Source organism: Mobilicoccus caccae (assembly GCF_030161635.1).
GTDB classification, from domain to species: Bacteria; Actinomycetota; Actinomycetes; order Actinomycetales; family Dermatophilaceae; genus Mobilicoccus; species Mobilicoccus caccae.
The window spans coordinates 3,300,512-3,313,635 of the sequence record NZ_BSUO01000001.1 but is presented as its reverse complement, the minus strand read 5'-3'; the positions used below and the strand labels follow the sequence as shown (position 1 = coordinate 3,313,635).

At 71.0% G+C, this 13,124-nt stretch carries 12 protein-coding genes; 6 read left to right on the top strand and 6 right to left on the bottom strand.

The genetic code is table 11. The annotated features are described in order from the left end of the window. The first annotated feature begins 199 nt into the window (after positions 1–199). Genes QQK49_RS16250 through QQK49_RS16235 form a run of 4 tightly spaced genes read left to right on the top strand, consistent with a single transcriptional unit; the run spans position 200 to position 5,482 of the window. Positions 200–1,753, top strand: coding sequence for an ABC transporter substrate-binding protein (locus QQK49_RS16250; protein WP_284304839.1), 1,554 nt, complete (start codon positions 200–202; stop codon positions 1,751–1,753). Continuing rightward, positions 1,750–2,772, top strand: a complete 1,023-nt coding sequence (locus tag QQK49_RS16245) for an ABC transporter permease (RefSeq protein ID WP_284304838.1) — start codon at positions 1,750–1,752, stop codon at positions 2,770–2,772. Before QQK49_RS16250 ends, QQK49_RS16245 begins: the two co-directional genes overlap by 4 nt. Then, a complete protein-coding gene (locus QQK49_RS16240) occupies positions 2,772–3,665 on the top strand; it encodes an ABC transporter permease (RefSeq protein ID WP_284304837.1) in 894 nt (297 codons plus the stop codon). The genes QQK49_RS16245 and QQK49_RS16240 overlap by 1 nt, the downstream gene beginning before the upstream one ends. After that, positions 3,662–5,482, top strand: coding sequence for an ABC transporter ATP-binding protein (locus QQK49_RS16235; protein ID WP_284304836.1), 1,821 nt, complete (start codon positions 3,662–3,664; stop codon positions 5,480–5,482). The genes QQK49_RS16240 and QQK49_RS16235 overlap by 4 nt, the downstream gene beginning before the upstream one ends. A gap of 31 nt (positions 5,483–5,513) precedes the next feature. Here the strand turns inward: QQK49_RS16235 and QQK49_RS16230 are convergent, their stop codons facing one another. Then, the gene (locus QQK49_RS16230; RefSeq protein WP_284304835.1) at positions 5,514–6,506 is read right to left on the bottom strand and encodes a DUF368 domain-containing protein; all 993 of its coding nucleotides are present in this window, start codon (positions 6,504–6,506) and stop codon (positions 5,514–5,516) included. A gap of 82 nt (positions 6,507–6,588) precedes the next feature. Between QQK49_RS16230 and QQK49_RS16225 the strand changes: the two genes are divergently transcribed. Further along, positions 6,589–7,191 carry a protein-L-isoaspartate O-methyltransferase family protein gene (locus tag QQK49_RS16225; protein WP_284304834.1) on the top strand — a complete coding sequence of 201 codons (603 nt, stop codon included), beginning with the start codon at positions 6,589–6,591 and terminating at the stop codon, positions 7,189–7,191. Positions 7,192–7,248: 57 nt separating this feature from the next. On the opposite strand, the gene QQK49_RS16220 is transcribed toward QQK49_RS16225, so the two are convergent. The 5 genes from QQK49_RS16220 to QQK49_RS16200 form a co-directional block, all read right to left on the bottom strand. Further along, positions 7,249–8,118, bottom strand: a complete 870-nt coding sequence (locus tag QQK49_RS16220) for an alpha/beta hydrolase (protein ID WP_284304833.1) — start codon at positions 8,116–8,118, stop codon at positions 7,249–7,251. A 45-nt stretch (positions 8,119–8,163) separates the two neighbouring features. Further along, positions 8,164–9,867 carry a dihydroxy-acid dehydratase gene (gene ilvD, locus QQK49_RS16215; RefSeq protein WP_284304832.1) on the bottom strand — a complete coding sequence of 568 codons (1,704 nt, stop codon included), beginning with the start codon at positions 9,865–9,867 and terminating at the stop codon, positions 8,164–8,166. Positions 9,868–9,931: 64 nt separating this feature from the next. Further along, the gene (locus QQK49_RS16210; RefSeq protein ID WP_284304831.1) at positions 9,932–10,564 is read right to left on the bottom strand and encodes a hypothetical protein; all 633 of its coding nucleotides are present in this window, start codon (positions 10,562–10,564) and stop codon (positions 9,932–9,934) included. 109 nt (positions 10,565–10,673) lie between these two features. Then, complete coding sequence (locus tag QQK49_RS16205; protein WP_284304830.1) at positions 10,674–11,168, bottom strand: DUF6326 family protein; 495 nt, start codon at positions 11,166–11,168, stop codon at positions 10,674–10,676. A 95-nt stretch (positions 11,169–11,263) separates the two neighbouring features. Beyond that, positions 11,264–12,304, bottom strand: coding sequence for an NAD(P)-dependent alcohol dehydrogenase (locus QQK49_RS16200; RefSeq protein WP_284304829.1), 1,041 nt, complete (start codon positions 12,302–12,304; stop codon positions 11,264–11,266). Between the two features lie 180 nt (positions 12,305–12,484). Between QQK49_RS16200 and QQK49_RS16195 the strand changes: the two genes are divergently transcribed. Beyond that, entirely contained in the window at positions 12,485–13,102 is a 618-nt protein-coding gene (locus QQK49_RS16195; RefSeq protein WP_431310594.1) for a TetR/AcrR family transcriptional regulator, read from the top strand. The last annotated feature ends 22 nt before the right edge of the window (positions 13,103–13,124 follow it).

Here is a 13,124-nt window from a genome sequence, read left to right as displayed (position 1 = left end):
TCGAGGGCCGCCCGGAACGGCAGCGTCACCCCTACCTCGAACGGCGCCGACGCGGATCGACACTCGAGCCCGAGATAGTTCTCGAACACGTGGAACGCCACGTCTCGGCGAGCGGGTGCCGCGGTGATCCGGCGGGTGCTCGGAGGGTCGGGGCGCGGGGATCGGGCTAGGGTCGGGGCATCCGGTGAGGAGAGATGCCATGTCGCGCGAGTCCGAGCTGGGTCGCCGTAGCTTCATGCGGTTCGGTGCGCTCGCGCTGGCCGGGGTCGCGATGCCGGGTCTTGCGGCCTGCACCGCACCCTCTTCCGACGCCGTCACCTCCCAGCTCGTCCACGGCGCGACCGGTGGCGGGCTCAAGGACTCCCTCGATCCGCACTTTCCGGTGACGATCCCCGACATCGCCCGGGTGCGGCAGCTCTACGAATCGCTGTACCGCTTCACCCCCGACTACCGCATCGAACCCGCGCTGGCCGAGGAGATCACGCCCAACGCCGACGCCACCCAGTGGACCATCCGGCTGCGACCCGGCGTCACCTTCCACGACGGCCGTCCCGTCACCTCGCGCGACGTCGAGGCCAGCCTCGCCCGGATGCTGAACCCCGAGAACCCCTCGCCGTTCATGTCCGACATCGCCCCGATCGCCGACCTGCAGAGCAGCCGGGTGCTCGATGCCCGCACCTACCGCGTGCACCTCACAGAGCCCTACGTCATCCTCGATCGGATGCTCGCGGGCTATTCCACCGGCATGGTCCCGGCCGACTTCGACCCGGAGAACCCGATCGGCACCGGCCCGTTCTCCTACGGGCAGTTCGTTCCGGGACAACGCAGCAGCTTCCGCCGATACGCCGACTACTGGGACGTGCCCGCCTCCTTCGACGAGCTGGTCATCGCCAACTTCACCGACGACGCGGCCAAGGTCAACGCCCTTCTCGCCGGCCAGGTGCAGTCCATCGACAACCTGCCCGCCTACCTCGTCGACGCCATCGGCGCGCAGGGGGCGAGGGCGCTGGTCTCCGAGACGGGTGGCTGGGTCCCCTTCACCATGCGCGTCGACGCGGCGCCGTTCTCCGACGTGCGCGTCCGGCAGGCCATCCGCCTCATCGCCGACCGGCAGCAGATGATCGACCAGGCCTACAGCGGGTACGGACGCCTCGGCAACGACCTCTACGCCCCGTTCGACCCCGACTACATCGGCAACGAACTCCCGCAACGGCACCAGGACATCGACCAGGCCCGGGCGCTACTCCGCCAGGCCGGACACGCGGACCTGCAGGTCGAACTCGTCACCTCCGCCGGTGTGGGCGCCGGCGCCGTCGAGGCCGCGAGCCTGTTCGCCCAACAGGCCCGACGCGCCGGAGTGTCGGTGCGGCTCAACCAGGTCGACTCCAGCGTCTTCTACGGCGACCAGTACCTCTCGTGGGTGTTCGCGCAGGACTTCTGGAACACCCGCCTCTACCTGCCACAGGTCGCGCAGTCCTCGCTGAAGGGCTCGCCGTACAACGAGACCCACTTCGACCATCCGCGGTTCACCGAGCTGATCCGCTCGGCGTTCCGGGAGACCGACGAGGAGCGCCGCCGCCGACTGGTTCAGGACGCGCAGCGCATCGAGTACGAGGAGGGCGGGTTCCTCATCTGGGCCTTCCAGAACCAGGTCGACGCGTACAGCACCTCGCTCGCCGAGGTCCAGCCCGCTGTCGAACAGCCTGTCAGCTCCTACCGATTCAACCTCTTCCGCCCGGCGGGGACGTCATGAGCACCGCGACGCCGACCCCCACGCAGGGAGCCTCCGAGTCGCGGCGGTCACCGCAGCGCGCCTGGGCGCGGTGGATCGCGCGCCGTGTGGGGTTGGCCGTGCTCACCCTCTGGCTCGTGTCGGTCATCGTGTTCCTCGCGACCTCGGCCCTCGGCGATCCCGTCCGCGCCATCCTCGGCCGCGACTTCGAGGTCAGCCCGGAGCGGGTCGCGGCGATCCGCGCCGAACTCGAGCTCGACCGCTCCCTGCCCGAGCGCTACCTGTCCTGGCTCGGCGGTCTGCTCCGAGGTGACCTCGGGTCGTCGGTGGCCGCCGGCATCCCCGTCTCCGAACTCATCGGCGACCGCGTGGTCAACAGCCTCTTCCTCGTGGCGCTCGTTGCGCTCGTGATGATCCCCGTCGCCCTCGGTCTGGCGCTGCTGTGCGCCCGGTTCCGCGGCACCCGCCTCGACGACGCGATCCAGGTGATCACGCTCGGACTCGCCGGGGTGCCGGAGTTCGTCTCCGGGATCCTGCTCGTGGCCCTGTTCTCCACGACGGTCCTGCACCTGCTGCCGGCGGTGACCGCGCTGCCCATCGGCGCGCGGCCCTGGCACGTGCCGGCGTCGATGATCCTGCCCGTGGCCACGCTCGTCGTCGCGATCGTCCCCTACCTCACGCGCATCCTGCGCTCGACGCTCGTCGAGGCGCTGGACTCGGACTACGTCGAACTCGCCCGGCTCAAGGGCGTGCCGGAGACGCGGGTGCTCATGCGGCACGCCCTGCCGAACACGGTGGTGCCGGCGATCCAGGTGACGGCGTTGCAGCTCGGGTGGCTGGTCGGCGGCGTCGTGCTCGTGGAGTACCTCTTCAACTACCCGGGGATCGGGGCGATGCTCGTGGACGCCGTGCGCAACTCCGACTTCCCCGTGGTCCAGGCGCTGACGATGATCATCGCGGGCGCCTACGTCCTGGTGAATCTCGTCGCCGACGTCCTGTCGATCCTGTCGACGCCGCGGGCACGGACGGGGATGGTGTGATGAGCGAGAACAGCACCTCCGGCGTCGACGGCGCCGCGGCGATGAGCGGCACACCGACACCTCGCTCCCGCCGCGGCTCGGGGATCGCCTCGATGGCGCGTGACCCCAAGATCCTCATCGGCACCGTCATCACGCTGCTCGTCGTCGGGCTCGCGGTGCTCGGACCGTTCATGGCGCCCTACGGGGAGTACGACATCGTCGGCGACCCGTTCTCGACCCAGGGCTCGTTCCTCGGCACCGACCACCTCGGGCAGGACGTGCTCTCGCGGGTCCTGCACGGTGGGAGCTCCGTGCTGCTCATGTCGGTGCTCGCGACGCTGCTCGGCGTCGGCGTCGGAGTGGCCGCGGGGGTCGTCGCGGCCTACGCCGGAGGGTGGCTGGACGAGGTCGTCATGCGGTTGGGCGACGTGCTGCTCGCGTTCCCGCAGATCCTCCTCGCGCTCGCCGTGCTCAGCGCCGTCGACGAACCGACGTGGTGGATGATCGTGCTGCTCGTGGCGCTGGCCCACGCGCCACGCGTCGCGCGGGTGGCACGCGGCGTCGCCTCCACGTACGTGGCTCAGGACTTCATCGCCTCGGCCGAGGCCATGGGCGAATCGCGGTGGCGCATCGTCGTCTCCGAGCTCGGGCCCAACCTCGTCGTCCCGCTGCTGGCCGAGACGGGTCTACGGTTCACGTACTCGATCGGCATGGTGGCCGGCATCGGGTTCCTCGGGTTCGCCACCGATCCCGGTGCCGCCGACTGGGGTCAGATGACGAGTGAGAACCGTCTCGCCCTCCTCGTGCAGCCGTGGGGTGTCATCGCCCCGGTGCTGCTCATCGCCCTGCTGACCATCGGCACCAACCTCATCGCCGACGGCTTCGGTGCGCGCGCCGCCAGGGGGACCTCATGACCGTCACCGACCGCCCCGCAGAGCAGCCCGTGGAGGGCCCGGTCTGCACGGTCGCCGGGCTGCGGGTCCGGCTCACCGGCACCGCCACCGACGTCGTCGAGGGGTTCGACCTCGCCATCTCACCCGGGGAGATCGTGGGCCTCGTCGGCGAATCCGGTTCGGGCAAGACGACGGCCGGCACCGCCCTGCTCGGGTACGCCCGACGCGGCGCCCGGATCGACGACGGCACGATCACGGTGGCCGGCCACGACCTTCGTTCGATGAGCGACGACGAGATCCGCCGCATCCGCGGGGTCGACGTGGCCTACGTGCCGCAGGACCCGAGTTCGGCGCTCAACCCCTCCCATCGCATCGGCGCCCAGTTGCGCGAGCTGCTCGACCTGCACGACGTCGGCCCGGCGGGCGAGCGGGACGCGGCGATCCGGGCGATCCTGCCGGAGGTGGGGCTGCCGAACGACGACGAGTTCCTGCGGCGCTACCCCCACCAGCTCTCCGGCGGCCAGGTGCAGCGGGTCGCGCTCGCCATGGTGTTCCTGCCGCGGCCCAAGGTGCTCGTCCTCGACGAACCCACCACCGGACTCGACGTGACCACGCAGGGGATGGTGCTGAGCACACTCGCCAACCTGTGTGAGCGGTACGACGTCGCCGCCCTGTACGTGACGCACGACCTCGCGGTGGTCTCGCAGATCTCCGACCGGGTGGCGGTGCTGTACGCGGGGCTCGTCGTCGAGATCGGGCCGACCGCAAGGATCTTCGCCGAACCCGCGCACCCGTACACCCGCGCGCTGCTCGGGGCGATCCCGCTGCTGCACCAGCCGTTCAAGCTGACCGGCATCCCCGGCGCGACGCCGCCGCCGGGACACCGGCCGAGCGGCTGCCGGTTCCACGATCGGTGCGAGTTCGCGGTGGCCGAATGCGCCACGACCGACCCGCAACTCGTCGACGTGTCGGCGGACCACGCCGCCCGGTGCATCCGCCTGGCGGAGCTGCCGCCGTGGGACGCGAGCGACCGCATCCTCGCCGACACCGATCCCCAGGCCCGGCGCGACGTGGTGCTCTCGGTGCACGACCTCGACGTCTCCTACGGCCGGTCGACCGTGGTGCACGGGGTGACGTTCGACCTCGCCCAGCGCGAGATCGTCGCGCTGGTGGGCGAATCGGGCTCGGGCAAGACGACGATCTCCCGCTGCATCGGCGGACTGCACGACCAGTGGAGCGGCGTCGTCGAGTTCGAGGGCGCGGCCCTGGCGACGTCGTCACGGCGACGCACGACCGAACAGCGACGTCAGGTGCAGTACGTCTTTCAGAACCCCTACCAGTCGTTGAACCCGCGCCGCACCATCGAGCAGATCCTCACCCGGCCACTACGGATCTTCGGAATCGCCTCCTCGCGCAAGGACGCCCGCGACCGGGCGGCGACGCTGCTGGACGACGTGCAACTCGGGTCACGGGTGCTGGGGCTACGCGCCAACCGCCTGTCGGGTGGCGAGCGTCAACGGGTCGCGATCGCGCGGGCCCTCGCCGCCGAGCCCGCGGTGCTGGTCTGCGACGAGATCACCTCGGCGCTGGACGTGTCGATCCAGGCGTCCATCGTCGACCTGCTGCTGGGGATCAAGCACGTGCGCGGGATCTCGATGGTGTTCGTCACCCACGACCTGCCGCTCGTGCGCACCATCGCCGACCGCATCCTCGTGCTGAGCGGCGGCCGGGTCGTCGAGCAGGGGCTCACCGCGCAGGTGTTGGACGCGCCCCAGGAGGAGTACACGCGCACCCTCATCTCGCACACCCCGACGTTCGACGACCCCGCTCGGCCCTGACGAGCGCGGGCGGCGCGATCGCCCGGGTGGCTCAGTGGTCGTCGCCGACGCGGCGGGCCACCGCGTCGATCCCGAGGACGAGGACGAGGCCGAGCACGGCGAGCAGGGTGGGCATGAGCCAGGTGTCGGCGGCGGGCAGAGCCATCTCGGTGCTCTCCAGGCCGTGCGGCCACGGCCACAGGATGCGGATCGAGCCGATCATGAGGCCGATCATCGACGCCACGACGGCGTCATGGTGGTGGGTGAGCAGCCACGACAGGCCCTTGGCCGCCAGCGAGAGGCCGACGACGCAACCGAGCGCGAACACCCCGAGGACGAGGAAGTCCCGCTGACTCACGGCGCCGATCACGTGGGCGTACACGCCCATGAGGACGAGCAGGAACGAGCCGCTGATCCCGGGCAGGATCATCGCGCAGATGGCGATCGCGCCGGTGACGAAGTAGACCCACAGCTCGGGCGCCTGGCCACCGGTCTGTGCTGCGGGGGAGATGCCGAGGAGGAAGAAGAACGCCACCGCCCAGACCGCGGCGAGGGCGATGTGGCGCACGTCGGAACGCTGCAGTTGTCTCCAGCACAGCAGGCACGCCCCGACGATGAAACCGGTGAAGAGGCCGGCCATCTGCTCGGGGTAGGTGGCCAGTGCCCGCTCCAGCGGGGCGGCCAGCAGGAAGACGGCCAGCAGGATGCCGCCGATGAGGCTGACGATCCAGATCCAGGGGACGTTCTTGAGAGCCCCGACGATACCCTTGCCGTCGAACCTCAGCGCGGTGGTCGCCACGTCGACGCAGCGTCCCAGGGCGGCGATGAGGTGCCGGTAGATGCCGAGGACCAGGGCCACCGTGCCGCCGGACACGCCGGGGACGACGTCGGCGGACCCCATCGCGAACCCACGCGCGAGCTGGGCCGGGATCGACCGCGGCGAGGTGGAGAACTCGGGCGCGGGACGGCGCTGCTCGGCGGTCCGGGCGTCGGCGTCGTCGGTTCGCGGGGTCGAGGGGCTGGGCTGCGGGGTCGGCTCGGGCACCTACCCGAGGCTACCGGGGGCCGGTGGGGGCGGCCGAATCCGTCGACGGGTGCGAGCGGCCGCCGCCTCCTAGGCTTGGACCATGAGCTCTGCGAGCAGCACACCGGACAGCTCTCGACGCGTCGCCGACGCCATGAAGGCCGTGCGTCGCGAGGGGTTCCTGACCGAGGAGCAACGTGGCAACGCCGGAAGGGACGCGCCGCTGCCGTTGTGGGACGGGCAGACGAACTCCCAGCCCACGACCGTGTCGAACATGCTCGAGCTGCTGGCGGTGCCCACCGGCGCGAAGGTCCTCGACGTCGGGGCCGGGTCCGGGTGGACGACGGCGCTGCTCGCGCACCTGGTCGGGTCCACCGGGTCGGTGCTGGGCCTGGAGATCGTGCCCGATCTGGCCAGGTGGGGCGCGGCCAATGTCGAGGCGTCGCAGCAGTCCTGGGCCCGGTTGGAGGTTGCCGACGCCGACGAGGTGGGACGCGCCGCGGAGGCTCCCTACGACCGGATCCTCGTCTCGGCGATGGCGACGACCCTGCCCCTTTACCTCGTCGACCAGCTCGCCCCCGGCGGAGTCATGGTCGTGCCCGTCGACGGCCGGATGATCCGCGTCGAGCGCCCGGCGGACGGCGGCCCGCCGACCCGCACCGAGCACGGCTTCTACCGCTTCGTCCCCCTTGTGACCCGCGACTGAGAGCCGACCCGTCTCAGCCGCCTCGGCTCACCGGTCGTGAGTGTCGGTCTCTCGTGCTCACGCCGGGCGGCCTGCCCCCACGGTCCGGTCGAGGAAGGCCAGGACGTCGGCGGTGACCTCGTCGCGGTTCGTCTCGTTGAGCACCTCGTGCCGCGCCCCGGGGTAGAGGTGCACCTCGACATCGCGAAGCCCGGCGTCGGAGTAGCGCTTCGCGACCGTCTCCACGCCGTCGCCCTTCTCACCGCCGACCGGGTCGTCGTGTCCGGAGATCAACAGCACGGGGAGATCCGGCCGGATCGCGGCGAGCGCCTCGGTGCCGGCGGCACGCGCGAGTGAGCCCATCCCGGCCGGTGACGGCGCGGCCCATCCGCACATCGGGTCGGCCACGTAGGCGTCGACCTCGGCCTCGTCGCGGGAGAGCCACTCGAATCCGGTGCGGTGCTCGAAGGGCGCGTTGAAGACGCTGAGGTCGGCCGGGGCGTCGGAGCCGAGCATGGCGGCGATGACCTCCGGATCACCGGTACCCGACAGGATCACGGCCTGCACGTCGTCGGCGTGATCGAGCAGGTACTGCTGCGAGGCGAACGAGCCCATCGAGTGCCCGAACAGTGCGACGTCCAGGCCGGGATCGTCCTCGCGAAGACGTCGATGCAGTGCGTCGACATCGTCGACCCACCCCGCCCAGCCGTCGGCGCCCCAGGCGCCGTAGTCACCGGCAGCGGTCAGGCCCGAACCACGCGCGTCCGGTGCGTAGACCAGGTAGCCGGCTGCCGTCAGCGCCTCGGCGAAACGGCGGTAACGGGCAGCGTGTTCGGCCAGCCCGTGCTGGATCTGGACGACGGCGCGGGGTTCGCCCTCGGGCGCCCACCGATACACGTGAAGATCGATGCCGTCTCGGCTGGTCACGGTGATCGTGCTCTCCTGCATTCACCGACTCTGTCACCTGCGGGCGGCGCCGGGCAAGGCCGTGATCTACTCCAGGATCGCTCCGCGCGAGGCGGACTGGACGAGCTTCTGGTACTTGCCCAGCACGCCCGTGGTGAACCGCGGCGCGATCGGCGTCCACTGCGCGCGCCGCTCCGAGAGTTCCTCACCGTCGACCAGCAGGTCGAGGGTGCCGGAGGCGACGTCGAGGCGGATGCGGTCGCCGTCGCGGACGAGGGCGATGGGGCCGCCGTCGGAGGCCTCGGGGGCCACGTGCCCCACGCACAGGCCCGTGGTGCCGCCGGAGAACCGGCCGTCCGTGAGCAGCAGGACCGTCTTGCCGAGACCCGCCCCCTTGATGGCGCCGGTGATCGCGAGCATCTCCCGCATGCCGGGGCCGCCCTTGGGCCCCTCGTAGCGGATGACCACCACGTCGCCGTCGGTGATCGTGCCGTCCTCGAGGGCGTCCAGCGCGCCGCGTTCGCGCTCGAACACGCGGGCGGTGCCCTCGAACACGTCGGACTCGAAGCCGGCCGACTTCACCACCGACCCCTCGGGGGCCAGCGAGCCGTGCAGGATCGTGATGCCGCCGCGCGGGGAGATCGGGGTGGAGATGGGGTGGATTACCGCGCCGTCCGGGTCGCGGGGGCCGAGCGCCTCGAGGTTCTCGGCGACGGTGCGGCCGGTGACGGTCATGCAGTCGCGGTGCAGCAGGCCCGCCTCGTCGAGCTCCTTCATGACGACGGGCACGCCGCCCACCCGGTCGATGTCGGTCATCACGTAACGGCCGAAGGGCTTGACGTCCGCGAGGTGCGGCACCGTGCGGCTCAACCGCTCGAAGTCGGCGAGTTCGAGGTCGACGTCGGCCTCGTGAGCCATCGCCAGCAGGTGGAGCACCGCGTTGGTGGAGCCGCCGAACGCCATGACCACGGCGATCGCGTTCTCGAACGCCTCCCTGGTCATGATGTCCCGCGCGGTGATGCCCTGGCGCAGGAGTTCGACCACGGCCTCACCGGCGGCGAACGCGGCGGCGTCGCGCCGGCGGTCGACGGCGGGCGGCGCGGCGGACCCCGGCAGCGACATGCCCATGGCCTCGGCGACGGACGCCATGGTGTTCGCGGTGTAGAAACCGCCGCACGCGCCCTCACCCGGGCAGATCGCCTTCTCGATGGCGGTGACGTCGTCGCGGGACATGAGTCCGCTGGCGCAGGCACCGACGGCCTCGTAGGCGTCGATGATCGTCACCTCGCGGTCCTCACCGGTGGACAGGCGGGCACGGCCGGGCATGATCGAGCCCGCGTAGACGTAGACGCTGGCCAGGTTCAGGCGCGCGGCGGCCATGAGCATGCCGGGCTCGGACTTGTCGCAACCGGCGAGCAGCACCGATCCGTCGAGGCGTTCGGCCATCATGACGGTCTCGACGGAGTCGGCGATGACGTCGCGGCTGACGAGCGAGTAGTGCATCCCCTCATGACCCATGGAGATGCCGTCGGAGACGGAGATCGTGCCGAACTCCAGCGGGTAGCCGCCGGCGGCGTGCACGCCCTCCTTCGCCTTCTTGGCGAGGCGGTCGAGCGAGAGGTTGCAGGGGGTGATCTCGTTCCACGAGCTCGCGACGCCGATCTGGGGTTTGGCGAAGTCCTCGTCCCCGAGGCCGACCGCCCGCAGCATGCCGCGGGCGGCCGTCGCTTCGAGCCCGTCGGTGACCTGCCGGGAGCGGGGCTTGATGTCGGGAGTGGAGGAAGTGCCCATGCGGGCGAGTCTAGGTGCGGGCAGGGCAGACCGGGCAGTGCACAGCCCGCCTGACCCGCGGCGGTCAGGTCGAGGCGTTCTCGAGGCGGTCGCCCGTGCGAGCGCGCACCAGCCGGACGCCGATCGCGAACAGCCACACGAGCCAGGCGGCGACGCCGGGCATCCCCACGAACAGGAGCGGCGAACCGTCCGCGATGGCGACGGCGGCTGCTCCGGCGGCGATCAGCAGGCCGCCGCCGACCAGGCCGAGCAGACGCTGCCACGGGGGCGTCAGCGCGCTCGCACTCGCCGCCAGCGCAGCGCCGATGAAGGTGGCGCCGAGCGCCGGCAACGTCAGCGCGAACGCCGCTGCATGCAGCTGCCAGGTGAGCTCGAACGCCGGGCTCGGCTCGGTGAGGTCGGCGGCGGACAGCACGACTCCGATCCACAGGACGGCGTAGAGCGCGTAGGCCGCCGAGAGAGTCGCGGCCGCGGCCACCGCGAGGCGTGAGGAGTCCGCGCCCGCACCCCCACGACGCCCGACCAGTCCGTGGAGGCCGGTGACGAACCCGAGCAGCAGTGGCAGGTTGAGGGTCTCGAGGCCGACCGCGATCGAGACCGCGACCCGGTGCTCGGCATGGAAGGCGAGGACGTCATCGATCGGGTCCCCGAAGGCGGGTGCTCCGACCCAGATCACCACCGCGTTCTGGATCAGCAAGGACGCTGCCAGCGTGATCGCCGTCGCGCCGACGATCCGTTCCCGGTGGGGGTGAGCGGTGTTCTGTCGAGTGTGGCTGTCCCTCCGATCGGGGACTGTCCGTGGGTGTTCATGCTCGCTGCTGGGCGCGATCGGCCGCCCGGCTGGTCGGCATGGTCGCCGACGGTGCGGTGCGGGGCCAGGTCCACGCGGTCCGCAGGATGAAGGCGAGAATGATCAGTTCGAGCGCGACGCCGATGACGTAGAAGTACATCCAGGACTCGCCCACCTGGCCCACCGCGTTGAAGGCCGCGAAGGGGACCTGGATCGAGGCCACGACGAGGTTCGTGATGCGGTTGGCCCGGGCGGGCAGCGCCATCGACAGCATGACCATGACGATGGGGATCGCCAGGAGGGTCAGCGCGGTGAGCGCCCAGGTCTGGGTGATGTCGAACTCCCAGACGACGCCGACGAGGATGTCGCTGACGGTGCCGGGCTTGTAGAAGGCGAGGATGTCCACGTAGACGTACAGGAACAAGAAGCTGGTCCATGCGGCGGCGAGCTTGGCCTGCACGGGGATCGGCGGGTCGTCGAGCAGGTTCGGGGTGGTCGGTCGGCTGGGCATCGGTCTTCTTTCGAGAGTGGCTGTCCCTCCGGTCGAATGGCGGGAGGTCCGGGCGTACACAGGCACGGCCCGGGTCGTTCTGGTCGGTGCCGTCGTCAGAGGGTGACGACGACTTTTCCTCGGGTGTGTCCGGCCCCGACGTAGCGGAGGGCGTCGGCGGCTTCGTCGAGGGGATAGGTGCGGTCGATGAGCGGTGTGACCTGCCCGGTCGCGATCAGGTCGGCCAACGTGAGCAGGTCCTGGCGTTTCTCGACCGACAGGAGGGGCTTCAGCCGCTGACGGGTGAACACCGACAGCACTCGTGCCGTGACGATCCGACCGAGGGGGCCGAGCACGCGGCCACCGCGCCCGCTGTTGGGGATGAGGGTGCCGGTGGGCGTCAGCGCTCGGCGGGTCGCCGCCAAGGGCCGGGCCTCGACGTTGTCGAGGATGACGTCGTAGCGCGTGTCGCTGCAGGTGAAGTCGGTCTGCGTGTAGTCGACGACGTGGTCGGCACCGAGGGAGCGGACCAGGTCGACGTTGCGCGTGCTGCACACCCCCGTCACCTCGGCGCCGAACGCCGTGGCGATCTGGACGGCGAAGGAGCCCACGCCGCCCGACGCGCCCGTGATCAGCACGCTCTGACCCGGTCGGACGCCGGCGATATCGCGCAGGGCCTGCAACGCCGTCAGGCCCGACGTGGCCACCGCGGCCGCGCTCACGACCGACAGGTCGGCCGGCACCGGTACGAGGTGGTCGGCCGGGACGCAGGCGTACTCCGTGAGCGTTCCGGTCGTGCTCCAGCCGAACACCTCGTCGCCGGGGCGGCATGTGGTGACGTCCTTGCCGACCGCCGCGACCACGCCGGCGAGGTCGCGGCCGGGGATGCCGTGGCGTGGCCGGCGGAGCCCGAAGGCCAGGCGCAGTACGTACGGCTCACCGGTGAGGACGAAGTAGTCGCCGATGTGGACCGCCGCCGCGCCCACCTGGACGAGCACGTCCCCGGGCCCCGGCTGCGGTATCCCGATCCGGGACGACTCCAGCACGGACGGCGGGCCGTAGCGCTGATGGACGGCGGCCCGCATCGTCGCCGACCGGGCGGGACTCGCCCCCGGCACCAGGCGTGCTCCGGGATTCGATCGCTGTTCGGCTTCCACAGGAAGCCTCCTCACGTCCTCGACGGACTCGCTGGCTCGTACGGCGTACGATTGCGGTCGTACGTCGTACTATGGCCGTACGCCGTACGAGTGTCAACCACGTTCGCGTGAGCAAGGAGGACGGTGCCTGTGAGCAACCCACGCCAGACCGCGTCGGACGCGGGGCTGAGCAAGGAGCGGGTGGTGGCCGAGGCGATCCGGCTCGCCGACCGTGAGGGGGTCGACGGGCTGAGCATGCGCCGGCTGGCCGGCGAGCTCGGCGCGGGGGCGATGTCGCTCTACCACTACGTGGCGAACAAGGACGAGCTGCTGGACGCCATGATCGACGTCGTGTTCGAGGAGATCGAGCTCCCGCCCGATGACACCGACTGGCAGTCGGCGATGCGACAGCGGGCGGTCTCGGCGCGCCAGGTTCTCGCGCGACACCCCTGGGCGCTGGGCCTGATGGAGTCGCGGACGTCGCCGGGGCCGGCCAACCTCCGCCACCACGAAGCGGTCCTGGCGTGCCTGCGCAAGGCCGGCTTCCCGGTCCTGATGGCGACGCACGCCAACTGGGTGCTAGACAGCTATGTCTACGGTTTCGCCCTTCAGGAGGCCGGGCTGCCGTTCGACACCGCCGAGGAACTCGCGGCCATGGCCGAGGACGTGTTCCTGCCCCAGCTTCCGCCCGAGGAGTTTCCCTACCTCAACGAATCCGCCGCGGCGCTCATCGCTGCCGGTCAAGGCCCGCCGGAGGAGTTCGTCTTCGGCCTCGACCTCGTCCTGGCCGCCCTCGAGGCCCGGAGAGCCTCCGCCTAGCGACGCTCACCGACCCTCGCGA